Consider the following 17,013-nt stretch of genomic DNA (forward strand, 5'->3'; position numbering starts at 1 on the left):
GCATCGCGCCCGGTGCCGGAATTCAATCGCGCCCGGCCGGGCAGGCATCAGATACAGGAGACGGCGCACGATGCGTTCGATCATCGCGGATTCGAAGCGATTGGTGGTGAAGGTGGGCTCGAGCCTCGTGACCAACGACGGCAAGGGGCTCGATCATGCTGCAATCGGCCGCTGGGCGGCCCAGATCGCCGCGCTGCGCGCGCAGGGTAAGGAAGTGGTGCTCGTCAGTTCGGGTGCGATTGCCGAAGGGATGCAGCGGCTCGGCTGGAGCAAGCGTCCGCGCGAGATCGACGAGCTGCAGGCTGCCGCCGCGGTCGGCCAGATGGGGCTCGCGCAAGTCTATGAAAGCCGCTTTACCGAGCACGACATCCGCACCGCACAGATCCTGCTCACGCACGCCGACCTCGCCGATCGCGAACGCTACCTGAATGCACGTTCGACGCTGCTCACGCTGCTGCGGCTCGGCGTCGTGCCGATCATCAACGAGAACGACACGGTCGTCACCGACGAAATCAAGTTCGGCGACAACGACACGCTCGGCGCGCTTGTCGCGAACCTGATCGAAGGCGACGCGCTGATCATCCTGACCGACCAGTCGGGGCTGTTCACCGCCGATCCGCGCAAGGACCCGAACGCGACGCTCGTCGCGGAAGCCAGCGCGGGCGCGCCGGACCTCGAGGCGATGGCGGGTGGCGCAGGCTCGAGCCTCGGCCGCGGCGGGATGCTGACGAAGATCCTCGCGGCGAAGCGCGCGGCGCATAGCGGCGCGAACACCGTGATTGCGAGCGGCCGCGAAACCGACGTGCTGGTGCGGCTCGCGGCCGGCGAGGCGATCGGCACGCAGCTGATCGCGCGCACCGCGCGGATGGCCGCGCGCAAGCAATGGATGGCCGATCACCTGCAGGTGCGCGGGCATGTCGTGATCGATGCGGGCGCGGTCGAGAAGCTGACGGCCGGCGGCAAGAGCCTGCTGCCGATCGGCGTGATCGGCGTGCAAGGCGCTTTCGCGCGCGGCGAGGTCATTGCGTGCGTCGGTCCCGACGGGCGTGAAGTGGCGCGCGGCCTCACGAACTACAGCAGCGCGGAAACGAAGCTGATTCATCGCAAGCCGAGCGGCGAGATCGAGACGGTGCTCGGCTACATGCTGGAGCCGGAGCTGATTCACCGCGACAACCTCGTGCTCGTGTAACCGTTCGGCCCGGCGTCGCGAGACAGCCAAAAAGCCAAAAAGCAAAAAGCCCGCATTACGCGGGCTTTTTTGTTGCGACGGGGCGGAGCAGGCCCAGCCAGGCGGCCTGCGTTGCGCCGTCAGCGCAGCTGGCTCATCGCGGTGCGGTGGAACTTGATGTTCTCGATGATCTGCTTGGTCGTGCCCTGCGGCATCTTGTTCGAGCAGAAGTAGTCCTGGTACAGCGCCGAGTGATACGAGTTCAGTTCGCCGTTCTCGATGCGACGCCAGTCGTTCTCGACCGTGCGGTCCCAGCCGTCGTGATCCGAATTCAGGCCTGCATACTGACGCCATTCGTAGGTGTCGCAGCGGATGCCTTCGTAGTTCACGTTGCGCGCGCCGGCCGGGCTCGTGATGATGACTGCGTAGCGCACGATGCCGTCGGTGCCGACCGCGAGCGACTTCGCATCGACGAAGAACTTGAGCGGCGTGTTCTGCGACACGGTGAACGGCAGCAGGTCGCCCGCTTGCGGCAGCGGGGGCAGCGTGTCGACCGGGTTTTCCTTCCACTCACCCTTACGGTCGAGCAGATAGACGAACTCGCTGTCGTCCTTGTTGGACGGCGCTTTCGAATTGGCGCAACCGGCCAGCGTGGCCGCCGCGACAACCGATGCGAGCGCGAGAGCAATCGCTTTCAATATGCATTCCTCGTAAAAAAAGGGCGCGACACCAAGGTCGCGCCCGGTCATGCAGTCCGACTCGTCATTTGCCGACGATCACGCGGGGCGGCATCTCGTCGAGCGTGCTCGCCTCCACTTCGATCTCCGAACAGACTACCGATGTGTCGACAATCGTCAGCGTCTGCTGGGACTGCGTGCCGATCACGCGCGGATAGCGCGACGACGGACGCGGCCCCTGCGGCTTGTCGGCTCGCTGCGCCGGGCGGCGCAGGAAGCGTGACAGTTCCGTCAGCGCCAACTGATAGACATCCCGCTTGAACTCGATCACCGCATCGAGTGGCACCCAGTACTCGTTCCAGCGCCACGCATCGAACTCCGGGTGATCGGTCGCGCGCAAGCAAATGTCGCAATCGCGTCCGACCATCCGCAGCAGGAACCAGATCTGCTTCTGGCCGCGGTAATGGCCGCGTACTTCGCGTTTGATGAACTTGTCAGGCACCTCGTAACGCAACCAGTCGCGGGTGCGGCCGATTATCTTGACGTGTTCCGGGTGCAGGCCGGTTTCCTCGTGCAGCTCCCGGTACATCGCCTGCATGGGGGTCTCGCCGTACTTGATCCCACCTTGAGGAAACTGCCAGGAATGCTCGCGGAGCCGCTTGCCCCAAAACACCTCGTTGCGCGCGTTCAAGAGGATGATGCCGACGTTCGGGCGAAAGCCTTCACGATCCAGCATACAACCACCTTCGAATCCTTTAAAATTGCTTTGATTATAAACAGATAACGGGCGCTGCGCACCGTGACGGAGCGAATCCGCGCGGGGTACGGCGGCTGAATTGTCCCTGATTTGTCTGCTACGTCATCTGCGCCATCGTCGTTCGTCGCGCGCAGCTTTTTCACCTTGAAACTTTTTCGGGCGCCCCGCCTGGGGGCGCCGTATTTGGAACCGTCCGCATGAAAGCTTCCCGTTTCTTTATCGGCACCCTCAAAGAAGCACCGGCCGACGCAGAGATCGTCAGCCACAAGCTGATGGTGCGCGCCGGCATGATCCGTCGTGTCGCCGGCGGCATCTATAACTACCTGCCGGTCGGCCTGCGTTCGATTCGCAAGGTCGAAGCGATCGTGCGCGAGGAAATGAACCGGGCAGGCGCCATCGAGCTGCTGATGCCGGCCGTGCAGCCGGCCGAGCTGTGGCAGGAGTCGGGCCGCTGGGAGCAGTACGGCCCCGAGCTGCTGCGCTTCAAGGACCGCAAGGACAACGACTTCGTGATCGGGCCGACGCACGAGGAAGTCGTCACCGACATCGCGCGCAACCAGATCAAGAGCTACCGGCAGATGCCGGTGAACTTCTACCAGATCCAGACGAAGTTCCGCGACGAGATCCGTCCGCGCTTCGGCGTGATGCGCGGCCGCGAATTCCTCATGAAGGACGCGTATTCGTTCGATAAGGACACGGCGGGCCTGAACGAGTCGTATCGCAAGATGTACGACGCGTACGTTCGCATCTTCACGCGCCTCGGCCTCGAGTTCCGCGCGGTCGCGGCCGACAGCGGCTCGATCGGCGGCAACTTCTCGCACGAGTTCCACGTGATCGCCGATACCGGCGAGGACGCGATCGCCTACTGCCCGACGTCCGATTTCGCGGCGAACATCGAAGCGGCCGAAGCGCTGCCGTTGATCGCCGAGCGTGCCGCGCCGGCCGAGGCAATGGAGAAGGTCGCGACGCCCGGCAAGGCGAAGTGCGAGGCGGTCGCCGAACTGCTGGCGATCCCGCTCGAGCGCACGATCAAGTCGATCGTGCTCGCCACCGAGAACGAAGGCGCCGAGCCGACCATCTGGCTCATCATGCTGCGCGGCGACCACGATCTGAACGAGATCAAGGTGTCGAAGCTGCCGGGGCTGAAGAACCACCGCTTCGCGACCGAGCAGGAAATCGTCGACTGGTTCGGCACGCCGCCGGGCTATCTCGGCCCGGTCGGCACGAAGAAGCCGGTGAAGGTGATCGCCGATCGCACGGTCGCGAACATGAGCGACTTCGTCGTCGGCGCGAACGAGGTCGACTATCACATCGCGGGCGTGAACTGGGGCCGCGACCTGCCGGAACCGGAAGTCGCCGATGTGCGCGACGTGAAGAAGGGCGATCCGTCGCCGGACGGCAAGGGCACGATCGACATCTGCCGCGGCATCGAAGTCGGTCACGTGTTCCAGCTCGGCACCAAGTATTCGGAAGCGATGGGCGCGACGTTCCTCGATGAATCGGGCAAGCCGCAGCCGATGCTGATGGGCTGCTACGGCGTCGGCGTCACGCGGATTCTCGGCGCGGCGATCGAACAGAACTTCGACGAGAAGGGCATCATCTGGCCCGAGTCGATCGCGCCGTTCCAGGTCGTGCTGTGCCCGATGGGCTACGATCGCAGCGATATGGTCCGCGAGGCCGCCGACAAGCTGTACGCGGAACTGGTCGCCGCTGGCATCGACGTGATCCTCGACGATCGCGGCGAGCGCCCGGGCGTGATGTTCGCCGACTGGGAACTGATCGGCGTGCCGCATCGCCTGGTGATCGGCGAGCGCGGCCTGAAGGAAGGCAAGATCGAGTACCAGGGCCGCCGCGACGCCGAGGCGACGCTGCTGCCGGCGGACGAGGCTGCGGCGACGGTGACGGAGAAGATCCGCGCCGCGCTCGCGCACTAAGCGCGGCGACCGGGGGACACGGTGGAATACACCTTCCTGTCGGCCACCGTGCTCCTTGTGCTGATCACGGATCCGCTCGGCAACATCCCGCTGTTCATCACGGCGATGCGGGATGTGCCGCGCGAGCGGCGCGTGAAGCTGATCCTGCGCGAGGTGGGGATCGCGTTCGTGATCCTGCTGTTCTTCATGGTGGTCGGCGACCGCTTCCTGCGGATGATGAGCCTCACCGACCTGTCGCTGCGGCTCGGCGGCGGGATCGTGCTGTTCCTGATCGCGCTGCGGATGATCTTTCCGCATCCGGACGGCGCGCTCGGCAGCGATCCGCGTGCGGGCGGCGAGCCCTTCATCGTGCCGCTCGCGATTCCCGCGCTCGCCGGGCCGTCCGCGCTCGCGACGGTGATGCTGCTGACGTCGCAGGCGCCGGGCAAGATGTTCGAGTGGGTCGGCGCGCTGACGGTCACGATGATCGTCTGCGCGATCACGCTGGTGCTGGCCGAACGGATCCAGCAGTGGCTCGGCGAGCGGACCGTCGCGGCGTTCGAGCGGCTGATGGGCCTCGTGCTCGTCGCGATCTCGGTCGAGATGCTGCTGGCCGGCGTGCGGGCGTTCGTGCACCAGCTGTAGCACGGGTGGCGCGGCCGACGAAAAAAAGCGGCGCTCCGGGAAACCGGAGCGCCGCTTTTCTTTAAGGCGGGCAGGGCGGTCAGACGTTCGCGGTCAGCGCGCGGATCGTCGGCAGGTTGCGCCAGTAACCCTTGGCGTCCATCCCGCAGCCGAACACGTAGCGGTCGGGCACCGGGAAGCCGCAGAAGTCGGGATGCAGCGGTTTCGCCTTCGCGAGCGTCTTCTCGCACAGCACGGCGGACATGAAGCGCGTCGCGCCCATGTCGAGGATGCGGTCGCGGATCGCGGCCATCGTCTCGCCTTCGTCGAGGATGTCGTCGAGCACGAGCACGATCCGGTCCTTCACCGATTCGCGCGGCGCGACGCGCCAGTGCATCTCCGGGCTGCCCTGCGTCGTGTTGCGGTAGCGGGTCAGGTGGATGTAGTCGAATTCCAGCGGGAAATCGAGACGCGGCAGCAGCATCCCGGTAAACACGGCGGCGCCGCCCATCACCGAAAGAACGAGCGGGAACGCGTCGCCGATCTCGGCGCGGATCGCGTCGGCCATCCTGGAGATCGACGCATTGACGGCGTCTGCCGAGACGATCTCTTCGGAGTGGTCGAAAATGTGGAGGGCTTCTTCGCGGTTCATGTGTTCTGGCGAGCAGTCGGTATACAAATAAGAATGAAGCAGAACGGACGGCGCGCGCTACAGCAAAAACCCGCGCGCCGGCCGATGGGCGCGATCAGCGCATGCCGGGCATCATGCCCTTCAGGCCGCGCATCATCTTGTGCATGTTGCCGCCCTTCAGCTTCTTCATCATCGTACGCATCTGGTCGTACTGGTTCAGCATCCGGTTGACTTCCTGCACCGGCACGCCCGCGCCGGCTGCAATGCGGCGCTTGCGCGTCGCCTTGATGATCTCGGGTTTCGCGCGCTCGGCGGGCGTCATCGAGCTGATGATGCCTTCCATCCGGCGGATCGACTTCTCGGCCTGACCCATGTCGGCGCCGGCCGCCGCCTGCTGGAACTGCGCGGGCAGCTTGTCCATCAGCGACGACAGGCCGCCCATGTTCTTCATCTGCGAGATCTGCGCGCGGAAATCGTTCAGGTCGAAGTCGCCGCCTTTCTTCACCTTGTCGGCGAGCTTCTGCGCGGCCTGCACGTCGACGCCGCGCTGCGCTTCCTCGACCAGCGCGAGGATGTCGCCCATGCCGAGGATCCGGTTCGCCATGCGATCCGGGTGGAACACCTCGAGGCCGTCGAGCTTTTCGGCGACACCGACGAACTTGATCGGCTTGCCCGTGATGTGGCGCACCGACAGCGCGGCACCGCCGCGCGAATCGCCGTCGAGCTTGGTCAGCACGACGCCGGTGAGCGGCAGCGTGTCGTTGAACGCCTTCGCGGTGTTGACCGCGTCCTGGCCGAGCATCGCGTCGACGACGAACAGCGTTTCAGCCGGCTTCAGCGTGCCGTGCAGCGCCGCGATTTCCTGCATCATCGCCTCGTCGATACCGAGGCGGCCGGCCGTGTCGACGATCAGCACGTCATGATAGTGGCGCTTCGCCCAGTCGACGGCCGCGACCGCGATGTCGACGGGCTTCTGGTCCGGCGTGGACGGGAAGAAGTCGGCGCCGACCTGTTCGCTCACCGTTTTCAACTGCATGATGGCGGCCGGGCGATACACGTCGCACGAGACCGTCAGCACCTTTTTCTTGTGCTTCTCGCGCAGCAGCTTCGCGAGCTTGCCGACGGTCGTGGTCTTGCCGGCGCCCTGCAGGCCCGCCATCAGGATCACGGCGGGCGGCGTGACCGCGAGGTTCAGCTCGGCGGCCTTGCCTTCGTAGTCGCCGCCGATCACGGCGGTCAGTTCCTTCTGGACCACGCCGACGAGCGCCTGACCCGGCGACAGGCTGCTGATCACTTCCTCGCCGAGCGCCTTTTCCTTGACCTTGGCGATGAATTCGCGCACGACGGGCAACGCGACGTCGGCCTCGAGCAGCGCGAGACGCACCTCGCGGAGCATTTCCTGGGTGTTCGCCTCGGTAAGCCGGGCCTCGCCGCGCAGCGTCTTGACGACGCGCGCCATCCGTTGAGTGAGATTGTCGAGCATGGGGAGCGTTGGACAGTGGGGCCCGAAGGCGCAACGGAACCGAACAAAGGGAGCCGTCGCGGGAAGGGGGCCTAGTGTAAACTTCGAACATGGATATTGTACTGTATGCCCTCACCGCATTCCTGTACGGCGGCCTCGCCGTCGCAGGCTGGCGCACGCACCGCCAGGGCGCGACGCCGCTCGTCGCGAGCGTGCCCGCCGTGCCGGTTCCGGCGTCCGCCGCGTCGGGGATGAGCGCGGCCGGCCGCGCGCTGCTGTTCGCGGCGCTCGTCGCGCACGGCGTGCTGCTGCACATGACGATCTTCCCGCACGACGCGATGATCTTCGGGTTCGCGTTTGCGTTGTCTGCGATGTTCTGGCTCGGCGCCGGCATCTACTGGATCGAGAGCTTCTTCTTCCCGCTCGACAGCCTGCGCCTGCTGGTGCTGCCGCTCGCGTGCGGCGCGTCGCTGCTGCCGCTCGTGTTCGGCGGCGTGCGGGTGCTGCCTTATGCCGCGGCGCCGCTGTTCAAGATGCACTTCCTGATCGCGAACATCGCGTACGGCCTCTTTGCGATCGCCGCGCTGCACGCGGTCCTGATGCTGATGGTCGAGCGGCGCCTGCAGTCGCTCAGGAGCGGCGGGCGCGACGGCTCGACCGGCTGGATCGCGAGCTGGCTCGAAACGCTGCCGCCGCTGCTCACGCTCGAGAAGCTGCTGTTCCGCCTGATCGGCGCCGGCTTCGTGCTGCTGACGCTGACGCTCGCATCGGGGATCCTGTTCAGCGAGCAGGTCGATGCACGCGCGATGCGGCTCGATCACAAGACCGTGTTCGCGGTGCTGTCGTGGCTGATGTTCGGCGGCCTGCTGGTCGCCCGCAAGACGTCGGGCTGGCGCGGGCGCGGCGCCGCGCGCTGGGTGCTCGTGTCGTTCGCGGCGCTGCTGCTCGCGTATGTCGGCAGCCGGTTCGTTTTCGAGGTGCTGCTGCACCGCTCCGTGGTTTGAACGCAGGTTTCCGATGCGACAGATTCTTCTCCTGATTCTTCTTCTCTTCGCGGGCTCGTGGCTTGCGCGCAAGCTGCGCCAGGCCCAGGAGCAAGCGCACGCGCGCACCGGCCGCGGTGACGGCGCCGACGCGCCCGGTCACGGCGGCGCGGGTGCGGCACGCGCGAACGGCGGCACGCGCTCGCTGCCCGAGCCGATGGTGCGCTGCGCGGAATGCGGCGTGCATGCGCCGAAGGGCGACGCCGTCGCCGCGGGCGGCGAATACTTCTGCAGCACCGACCATGCGCGGCGCCACGGCGCACGCGCGAGCGGCCACGACGCGCGATGAGCGACGCAGCACCGCTGTCGGTCGACGCACACGGCTGGGTGCGCGAAGCGCGCCACGCGCCGTCGCCGAATTTCGAGGCGCGGCCCGCGGGCGCGGTGCCGACGCTCGTCGTCGTCCACAACATCAGCCTGCCGCCCGGCGAGTTCGGCGGCGACGCGATCGAGTCGCTGTTCCTGAATCGCCTCGATTGCGATGCGCATCCCTATTACCAGAGCCACCTGCGCGGCGTGCGCGTGTCCGCGCACTTCCTGATCCGCCGCGACGGCGAACTCGTGCAGTTCGTGTCGTGCGACGAGCGCGCGTGGCATGCGGGCTCGTCGGAATTCTTCGGCCGGCCGCGCTGTAACGACTTCTCGATCGGCATCGAGCTCGAGGGCGCGGACGACGTGCCGTTCGACCCGGCGCAGTACGCGACGCTCGGCGTGCTCGCCCGCACGCTCGCCGCGCGCTACCCGATCGATGCGGTGGCCGGGCATTCCGACGTCGCGCCGGGCCGCAAGACCGACCCGGGTCCGCATTTCGATTGGCAACGCTTCGCAGGCGATGCCGGCTTTTCGGCCGAATACTTTCCTTTCCGTCAGCACTGAGCGCAGGGTTTTCGAGCCCGCGAAAAAAATTTTTCCGACCAATGCCTTGTCACGTCTGCGCCTGCGCGGGGCGGGGGTGATGTCAATACCTTCAGCGCAAATTATCCGTTTTGACCTCGTCCGAATGTCCACTATACTTGGTGCCAGTTGAGCCGTTCTGTACTAGATATAGTGTGTGTCGCAGGGGAAACCCGAGCGGCACCGGCCGGCGGCCAACGCCGGCGGACAGGGTTCTCAGGGCGGCGCGCCAGGGCCGGGCGGTCCGGGCGTCGCGATCAAGCGCAGCGAACTTCGACGGGGCAGGGGTACACATGACGAAGCACACGACCGGCTCGGTTGTCGCGCATCGACCGCACCGGCGTCCCCGCCGCATCGCTCGCCTCTTACCGCTCGCGCACTCCATCGCGCAGCGTTCGTTTTAATCCGCGGTACTCTCCGCACCATCCAACACCAGGAGCTTTGCACATGCAAACCACCGACAACGCGACGTCCCAGTACGAGAGCGCCTCGAGCCGTCCGCTCGGCGGGACCGAACAGGGCGCGAAGGCGCTCGCGCCGCAGGCCACGTTCGCCGACTACAAGGTGATCCGCCGCAACGGCAGTGTGGTGTCGTTCGAGCCTTCGAAGATCGCGATCGCGGTGACCAAGGCTTTCCTGGCCGTCAACGGCGGGCAGGGCGCGGCATCGGCGCGCGTGCGCGAGCAGGTCGAGCAGCTCACGCACAACGTCGTGCGCGCGCTCGTGCGCAGCCGTCCGAACGGCGGTACGTTCCATATCGAAGACATCCAGGACCAGGTCGAACTCGCGCTGATGCGCGGCGGCGAGCACAACGTCGCGCGTGCGTACGTGCTGTATCGCGAGAAGCGCCACCTCGAGCGCCAGCATGCGGGCGAAGAAGCGGCCGCAGCGGGCGGCGAGGCGAGCGCGGGCATCAACGTGGTCGACAACGGCGTCACGCGCCCGCTCGACATGAACGCGCTGCGCGAGCTGATCGTGTCGTCATGCGCCGGTCTCGGCGCTGCGGTTAACCCTGAGCCGATCGTCGCGGAGACGGTGAAGAACCTGTACGACGGCGTGCCGATGAGCCAGGTCTACGACTCGGCGATCCTCGCGGCGCGCACGATGATCGAGAAGGACCCGGCGTACAGCCAGGTCACGGCCCGCATCCTGCTGCACACGATCCGCCGCGAGATCCTCGGCGAGGAAGTGCTCCAGGCCGAGATGGCGACCCGCTACACGGAATACTTCCCGCAGTTCCTGAAGCGCGGCGTCGATGCCGGCCTGCTCGACGACAAGCTGCTGCAGTTCGACCTGAAGCGTCTCGGCGAAGCGCTCGACGCGAACCGCGACCTGCAGTTCGGCTACCTCGGCCTGCAGACGCTGTACGACCGCTACTTCCTGCACGTCGAAGGCACCCGCATCGAAATGCCGCAGGCATTCTTCATGCGCGTCGCGATGGGCCTGTCGCTGAACGAGATCGACCGCGAAACGCGCGCGATCGAGTTCTACAACGTGCTGTCGAGCTTCGACTTCATGAGCTCGACGCCGACGCTGTTCAACTCGGGCACGCACCGCTCGCAGCTGTCGTCGTGCTACCTGACGACGGTCGCGGACGACCTCGACGGCATCTATGAAGCGCTGAAGGAAAACGCGCTGCTGTCGAAGTTCGCCGGCGGTCTCGGCAACGACTGGACCCGCGTGCGTGCGCTCGGCTCGCATATCAAGGGCACGAACGGCAAGTCGCAAGGCGTGGTGCCGTTCCTGAAGGTCGTCAACGACACGGCCGTCGCGGTCAACCAGGGCGGCAAGCGCAAGGGCGCGGTGTGCGCGTACCTCGAATCGTGGCACCTCGACATCGAGGAATTCCTCGAGCTGCGCAAGAACACCGGCGACGATCGCCGCCGCACGCACGACATGAACACGGCGAACTGGATTCCCGACCTGTTCATGAAGCGCGTGATGGAAGGCACCGACTGGACGCTGTTCTCGCCGTCGACCTGCCCGGACCTGCACGACAAGTTCGGCGCGGAGTTCGAGGCGGCTTACACGGCTTACGAAGACAAGGTCGCGCGCGGCGAGATCAAGCTGTTCAAGAAGATCCCGGCGCAGCAACTCTGGCGCAAGATGCTGGGCATGCTGTTCGAAACGGGCCACCCGTGGATCACGTTCAAGGATCCGTGCAACGTGCGTTCGCCGCAGCAGCACGTCGGCGTCGTCCATTCGTCGAACCTGTGCACGGAAATCACGCTGAACACGAGCGACACCGAAATCGCGGTGTGCAACCTGGGCTCGGTGAACCTCGTCGCCCACCTGGTGAAGCAGGCCGACGGCAGCTACGCGCTCGACCACGACAAGCTCAAGCGCACGATCAGCGTCGCGATGCGCATGCTCGACAACGTGATCGACATCAACTACTACGCGGTGCCGAAGGCGCGTAACTCGAACCTGAAGCACCGTCCGGTCGGCATGGGCATCATGGGCTTCCAGGACTGCCTGCACCTGCTGCGCACGCCGTACGCGTCGGAAGCGGCGGTCGAGTTCGCCGATCGTTCGATGGAAGCGGTCTGCTACTACGCGTACTACGCGTCGACCGAGCTGGCCGAGGAACGCGGCCGCTACTCGAGCTACCGCGGCTCGCTGTGGGATCGCGGCATCCTCCCGCAGGACACGCTGAAGCTGCTGACGGAAGCACGCGGCGGCTACGTCGAGGTCGACACGTCGGAGTCGCTCGACTGGACGACGCTGCGCTCGCGGATCGCGGCACACGGCATGCGCAACTCGAACTGCGTCGCGATCGCGCCGACGGCGACGATCTCGAACATCATCGGCGTGTCGGCGTGCATCGAGCCGACCTTCCAGAACCTGTACGTGAAGTCGAACCTGTCGGGCGAGTTCACGGTGGTCAACGAGTACCTCGTGCGCGACCTGAAGGAACGCGGCCTGTGGGACGAAGTGATGGTCGCCGACCTGAAGTACTTCGACGGCATGCTGTCGCGCATCGACCGCATCCCGGCCGACCTCCGCGCGATCTACGCGACCGCGTTCGAAGTCGACCCGACGTGGCTGGTCGAGGCGGCATCGCGTCGCCAGAAGTGGATCGACCAGGCGCAGTCGCTGAACATCTACATGGGCGGCGCGTCGGGCAAGAAGCTCGACGAGGTCTACAAGCTCGCGTGGCTGCGCGGTCTGAAGACGACCTACTACCTCCGCACGATGGCGGCGACGCACGTCGAGAAGTCGACGGTCGCGCACGGCGCGCTGAACGCGGTGCCGACGGGCGGTGCGGGCGGCTCGAGCAGCGGCGGCGCGCAAGGCGCGGCAGGCGGTTTCGGTGCGGCAGGTGGCGATGCCTCGTCGGGCGCGGTCAATGCGGCAGCGGCGCTGGCGCCGGTCGAAGCAGACGGTCCGGTATGCACGATGCGTCCGGGCGATGCGGGTTTCGACGAGTGCGAAGCCTGCCAGTAACGCAGCGCGTATGAACTAAGGTTCGTGCGGCGCGCACGACAACCGATGGAGGTTGAAGTGTGCGCCGCTCTCAACTAAAAAAATGATAAGGAATCTGTAACGCGCCACTCGCGTTGCAGGCAGTGACGAGCGATCGAAACATCCCCGACGACGTCGCGTTTCGATCAGCGTTCGATGCGTCGAGCGCACCTCGCGATACATGTGCGACACGCGTCGCGCTCTGCATGAACGACGATGCGTTGCTCAAAGTGTTGTATCGAGGTCGCAACGCGAATCGAAAAAAGGATTTTTCGTGAGCGAACCCTTTTATCGCTCAGGAAAAGATGGTACAAACCGTTCTAAATTGATGGTGAGAATTTATGCTCAACTGGGATGACGAGAAGACTGCCGTAACCCCCGCGAGCGGAGCGCAGCAGAATGCGTTGCGCACCTCCGCTGGGATGGCTGTCGGACTGCAGGCGACAGCGCCTGCCGCCCATCAGGTCCGCGACATTTTCGAAGGCGATCTCGCGGTGCCGCCGCAAGCATCGGCTGTTCCCGCTGCGGGTTCGGAAGCGCGGGTCAACGTTGCGGACAAGCGCATCATCAACGGCCAGACTGACGTCAATCAGCTGGTGCCGTTCAAGTACAAGTGGGCGTGGGAAAAGTATCTGGCCGGTTGCGCGAACCACTGGATGCCGCAGGAAATCAACATGTCCCGCGACATCGCCCTGTGGAAGGACCCGAACGGTCTGACCGAGGACGAGCGCCGCATCGTCAAGCGCAACCTCGGCTTCTTCGTGACGGCCGATTCGCTCGCCGCGAACAACATCGTGCTCGGCACGTACCGCCACATCACGGCGCCCGAGTGCCGGCAGTTCCTGCTGCGCCAGGCGTTCGAAGAGGCGATCCACACGCACGCGTATCAATACATTGTCGAATCGCTCGGTCTCGACGAAGGCGAGATCTTCAACGCGTACCACGAGGTCACGTCGATCCGCGCGAAGGACGAATTCCTGATCCCGTTCATCCACACGCTGACGGATCCGGCCTTCAAGACCGGCACGCTCGAAGCGGACCAGAAGCTGCTGAAGTCGCTGATCGTGTTCGCCTGCATCATGGAAGGCCTGTTCTTCTACGTCGGCTTCACGCAGATCCTCGCGCTCGGCCGCCAGAACAAGATGACGGGTGCTGCAGAGCAATATCAGTACATCCTGCGCGACGAGTCGATGCACTGCAATTTCGGCATCGACCTGATCAATCAGATCAAGCTCGAGAACCCGCATCTCTGGACCGCGGAATTCCGCGCCGAGATCCGCGAGCTGTTCAAGCAGGCTGTCGAACTCGAATACCGCTACGCCGAGGACACAATGCCGCGCGGCGTGCTGGGTCTGAACGCGTCGATGTTCAAGAGCTATCTGCGCTTCATCAGCAACCGCCGTTGCCAGCAGATCGGCCTCGACCCGCTGTATCCGAACGAGGAAAACCCGTTCCCGTGGATGAGCGAGATGATCGACCTGAAGAAGGAACGCAACTTCTTCGAGACGCGTGTGATCGAGTATCAGACGGGCGGCGCGCTGTCCTGGGAATAACCCGCAGCAGCGAACCCGTCACATGATGTGAGCAGCCGGCGGCCTCTCGGCCCCGGCCCAAGGTTTAGGAGCAAGAACGCCTGATGCAAAGCATGCCCGGTGCCTTAACGGCCCAACGACATGATCGGCACTTTGCGAACCCTTCAGTGGGATGGGCAAACTTCCCTCCGGAAAAAGCGGACGGCCGTGTGGCGGTCCGCTTTATCAAGCGATTAGGGGTAGCGGCGCGAGGTGCGCCGGCTACCGACTTGATTTGGCGCGCGAGGCCATGGGGTCACGCGCGCCATACCGTATTCATTAGCGTAAGCGCGCGGTATCCGCGTACGCCGATGAATAGCCCGCTTCGAAGCGCACGTGCTGAACAGCGTCCGCGGGAAGCGGGTTTTGACGAAGGGTGTAGTTTGAACTGACTCTCATCTGAACCTGAAGGAGAACAACATGGCTACTGCCAAGAAAAAACCGGCTGCGAAGAAGGTTGCTGCCAAGAAGACCGTTGCGAAGAAGGCTGCTCCGGCCAAGAAGGCTGCCGCGGTGAAGAAGGTTGCTGCTAAGAAGGTCGCGGTGAAGAAGGTTGCCGCGAAGAAGGCAGCACCGGCGAAGAAGGCCGCTGCGAAGAAGGTCGCGGCCAAGAAGGTCGCAACGAAGAAGGTTGCAGCCAAGAAGGTCGCTGCGAAGAAAGTCGCGGTGAAGAAGGTTGCCGCGAAGAAGGCAGCACCGGCGAAGAAGGCCGCTGCGAAGAAGGTAGCAGCCAAGAAGGTCGCAACGAAGAAGGTTGCTGCGAAGAAGGCCGCACCGGCGAAGAAGGCTGCTGCGAAGAAGGCCGCGCCGGCGAAGAAGGCTGCCGCCAAAAAGGCTGCGCCTGCGAAGAAGGCTGCTGCGAAGAAGGCCGCGCCTGCCAAGAAGGCTGCCCCTGCGAAGAAGGCTGCCGCACCGAAGGCTGCTGCCCCGGCGAAGAAGGCTGCTGCTCCGAAGAAGGCCGTCGTGAAGAAGGCTGCACCGGCAACCACCGCGTCGACCGCATCGGTTGCGCCGGCATCGGGCGTGAAGACCGCGCTCAACCCGGCAGCGGCATGGCCGTTCCCGACCGGCAGCCGTCCGTAATCGCGGCTGGCCAGTACCACCCGGACACTCATGCGGTGTCCGTGGGTTGAGTAGCGCTACTCAATCGATCCCGCCATCTGGCTCAGGTGGCGGGATTTTTTTCGTCCATATTCATCGACGCGCCGACCAGCGGCCGGCGGCCAGCAGCGAATGGCGGACGAAAAAAAACGCATGTGCAGCTTCGCACATGCGTTCGACCGCGGCTTGCGCCGCGTGCTGAGGATGCTCGTTAGTGCGTGACGCGCGTGACGCCGCCGCTCGACAGCAGTCGCACACGCTCGCCGGCGCGGAACATTTCGCCGCTTGCCGCCTGCGTGATCGAGCGCAGGTCGCCGTTATCGAGGCGCACGGTGATTTCGACACCGTTCGCCGTGCCGAGGTTTTCGCCGACCGCGTTGCCCGCGACCGCGCCGACGAGGCCGCCCGCGATGGCCGTCAGGATCGACCCTTTGCCGCCGCCGATCGCGCTGCCCGCGACCGCGCCGAGCGCGCCGCCGCCGAGCGTGCCGATCGCGCTGCCGCCGCCGTCGGACTGGATGCGCACCGCGCGGACGCTTTCGACCGTGCCCATGCGGACGGTCTGCTCGCGCTGCGCCTGGCCGACGCTATAGACATCCGCCGAGCCCGGCGCCGTGAAGCAGCCGGCGAGCGTCAGCGTGGCGGTCAGCATGGCCGCGAGCGTGAGGGTTTTTTTGGTCAACATCTTTGCTCTCCCACAATATTCATTTGAGACTGTACCCGAAGGCAGCCTCGAAGCGCGCGTCGATTTCGGCGCGCGTCAGTGCGTAAGTCTGGGGCCCCTGGTGGGCAATCTTGATCGAGCCCATCAGGCTCGCGAGACGGCCCGTGGTTGCCCAGTCGAGGCCGTTCTCAATGCCGTACAGCAGGCCGCCCCGGAAGGCGTCGCCGCAGCCGGTCGGATCCACGACACGTTCTGCTTGCACGACCGGAATCTGTTCTTCGCCGTTTTTGTGAAGAATGGTCGAGCCGTGCTCGCCGCGCGTGATGATCAGCGCCTGAACCCGGCTGGCGATGTCCTGTTCGGACCAGCCCGTCTTGTCGCTGACGAGCTTGCCCTCGTAGTCGTTGACCGCGACAAAGGTCGCGAGTTCAATGATGCGGCGCAGCGTCGCACCGTCGAACAGCGGCAGGCCCTGGCCCGGATCGAAGACGAACGGGACGCCGGCCTTCGCGAATTGCTCGGCGTGCTGGACCATCCCGTCGAAGCCGTCCGGCGCGACGATGCCGAGCTTCACGCCCGCCACTTCGTCCGCGCGGTTCAGGTGCGACACCATCATCGCGCCCGGGTGGAATGCGGTGATCTGGTTGTTGTCGAGGTCGGTCGTGATCATTGCCTGCGCGGTGTGCGCTTCGGGCACCACGCGCACGCTGGCCTTCGACAGGCCGAGGCTGTCGAGACGCTCGAGATAGCGATCGGCGTCGTTCGCGCCGATCGTCGCCATGATGCGCGCGTCGCCGCCGAGCATGTGCAGCGCGTAGGCGATGTTCCCCGCGCAACCGCCGAATTCGCGACGCATCGTCGGCACGAGGAAGCTCACGTTCAGAAGGTGAACCTGGTCGGGCAGGATGTGCTCGCGAAACCGGCCTTCGAAGGTCATGATGTTGTCGTAGGCGAGCGAGCCGCAAATCAGCGTAGTCAAGGCGTGCGTTCCTGTAGAGAGCAAAGGGGAGCGGCCACCCGAGCGGCGCGCGCGGCCGTCCGGC

Annotated in this window: 16 protein-coding genes; 10 read left to right on the top strand and 6 right to left on the bottom strand. The window is 65.2% G+C overall.

What is annotated here, in order from left to right:
- The first annotated feature begins 70 nt into the window (after positions 1-70).
- Positions 71-1,189 (top strand): glutamate 5-kinase, encoded by a 1,119-nt coding sequence (gene proB / locus ACP26O_RS02650; RefSeq protein ID WP_006752234.1) that lies wholly within the window; start codon positions 71-73, stop codon positions 1,187-1,189.
- A gap of 119 nt (positions 1,190-1,308) precedes the next feature.
- On the opposite strand, the gene ACP26O_RS02655 is transcribed toward proB, so the two are convergent.
- Together ACP26O_RS02655 and ACP26O_RS02660 are read right to left on the bottom strand one after the other, a co-directional pair.
- A complete protein-coding gene (locus ACP26O_RS02655) occupies positions 1,309-1,917 on the bottom strand; it encodes a CNP1-like family protein (protein ID WP_175665343.1) in 609 nt (202 codons plus the stop codon).
- A gap of 13 nt (positions 1,918-1,930) precedes the next feature.
- The gene (locus ACP26O_RS02660; RefSeq protein ID WP_011655908.1) at positions 1,931-2,581 is read right to left on the bottom strand and encodes an RNA pyrophosphohydrolase; all 651 of its coding nucleotides are present in this window, start codon (positions 2,579-2,581) and stop codon (positions 1,931-1,933) included.
- 218 nt (positions 2,582-2,799) lie between these two features.
- Between ACP26O_RS02660 and ACP26O_RS02665 the strand changes: the two genes are divergently transcribed.
- Together ACP26O_RS02665 and ACP26O_RS02670 are read left to right on the top strand one after the other, a co-directional pair.
- A complete protein-coding gene (locus ACP26O_RS02665) occupies positions 2,800-4,536 on the top strand; it encodes a proline--tRNA ligase (RefSeq protein WP_175665342.1) in 1,737 nt (578 codons plus the stop codon).
- Positions 4,537-4,557: 21 nt separating this feature from the next.
- Entirely contained in the window at positions 4,558-5,160 is a 603-nt protein-coding gene (locus ACP26O_RS02670; protein ID WP_105786143.1) for a MarC family protein, read from the top strand.
- Positions 5,161-5,239: 79 nt separating this feature from the next.
- Here ACP26O_RS02670 and ACP26O_RS02675 read toward each other — a convergent pair whose 3' ends face one another.
- Positions 5,240-5,791, bottom strand: coding sequence for a hypoxanthine-guanine phosphoribosyltransferase (locus ACP26O_RS02675; protein WP_006756843.1), 552 nt, complete (start codon positions 5,789-5,791; stop codon positions 5,240-5,242).
- 94 nt (positions 5,792-5,885) lie between these two features.
- On the bottom strand, positions 5,886-7,253 hold the full coding sequence (ffh, locus tag ACP26O_RS02680) for a signal recognition particle protein (RefSeq protein ID WP_006756844.1): 1,368 nt from the start codon (positions 7,251-7,253) through the stop codon (positions 5,886-5,888).
- Between the two features lie 89 nt (positions 7,254-7,342).
- Between ffh and ACP26O_RS02685 the strand changes: the two genes are divergently transcribed.
- From ACP26O_RS02685 to ACP26O_RS02715, 7 genes are all read left to right on the top strand, one after another.
- Complete coding sequence (locus ACP26O_RS02685) at positions 7,343-8,236, top strand: cytochrome C assembly family protein (protein WP_011655911.1); 894 nt, start codon at positions 7,343-7,345, stop codon at positions 8,234-8,236.
- Between the two features lie 13 nt (positions 8,237-8,249).
- The gene (locus ACP26O_RS02690; protein WP_175665341.1) at positions 8,250-8,564 is read left to right on the top strand and encodes a PP0621 family protein; all 315 of its coding nucleotides are present in this window, start codon (positions 8,250-8,252) and stop codon (positions 8,562-8,564) included.
- Entirely contained in the window at positions 8,561-9,151 is a 591-nt protein-coding gene (ampD, locus tag ACP26O_RS02695) for a 1,6-anhydro-N-acetylmuramyl-L-alanine amidase AmpD (RefSeq protein WP_011655913.1), read from the top strand. The genes ACP26O_RS02690 and ampD overlap by 4 nt, the downstream gene beginning before the upstream one ends.
- A 465-nt stretch (positions 9,152-9,616) precedes the next feature.
- A complete protein-coding gene (locus ACP26O_RS02700) occupies positions 9,617-12,616 on the top strand; it encodes a ribonucleoside-diphosphate reductase subunit alpha (RefSeq protein ID WP_105834692.1) in 3,000 nt (999 codons plus the stop codon).
- 359 nt (positions 12,617-12,975) lie between these two features.
- Positions 12,976-14,187, top strand: coding sequence for a ribonucleotide-diphosphate reductase subunit beta (locus tag ACP26O_RS02705; RefSeq protein ID WP_011655915.1), 1,212 nt, complete (start codon positions 12,976-12,978; stop codon positions 14,185-14,187).
- Positions 14,188-14,270: 83 nt separating this feature from the next.
- Positions 14,271-14,597 carry a hypothetical protein gene (locus ACP26O_RS02710; protein ID WP_165750844.1) on the top strand — a complete coding sequence of 109 codons (327 nt, stop codon included), beginning with the start codon at positions 14,271-14,273 and terminating at the stop codon, positions 14,595-14,597.
- 28 nt (positions 14,598-14,625) lie between these two features.
- Positions 14,626-15,288, top strand: a complete 663-nt coding sequence (locus tag ACP26O_RS02715) for a histone H1-like DNA-binding protein (protein ID WP_011655917.1) — start codon at positions 14,626-14,628, stop codon at positions 15,286-15,288.
- Between the two features lie 229 nt (positions 15,289-15,517).
- Here the strand turns inward: ACP26O_RS02715 and ACP26O_RS02720 are convergent, their stop codons facing one another.
- The gene (locus ACP26O_RS02720; RefSeq protein ID WP_006752247.1) at positions 15,518-15,991 is read right to left on the bottom strand and encodes a glycine zipper 2TM domain-containing protein; all 474 of its coding nucleotides are present in this window, start codon (positions 15,989-15,991) and stop codon (positions 15,518-15,520) included.
- Between the two features lie 19 nt (positions 15,992-16,010).
- Positions 16,011-16,949 (bottom strand): carbohydrate kinase family protein, encoded by a 939-nt coding sequence (locus ACP26O_RS02725; protein WP_175665340.1) that lies wholly within the window; start codon positions 16,947-16,949, stop codon positions 16,011-16,013.
- Between the last annotated feature and the right edge of the window lie 64 nt (positions 16,950-17,013).

Source organism: Burkholderia sp. R-40, assembly GCF_049942845.1.
GTDB lineage: Bacteria > Pseudomonadota > Gammaproteobacteria > Burkholderiales > Burkholderiaceae > Burkholderia > Burkholderia ambifaria.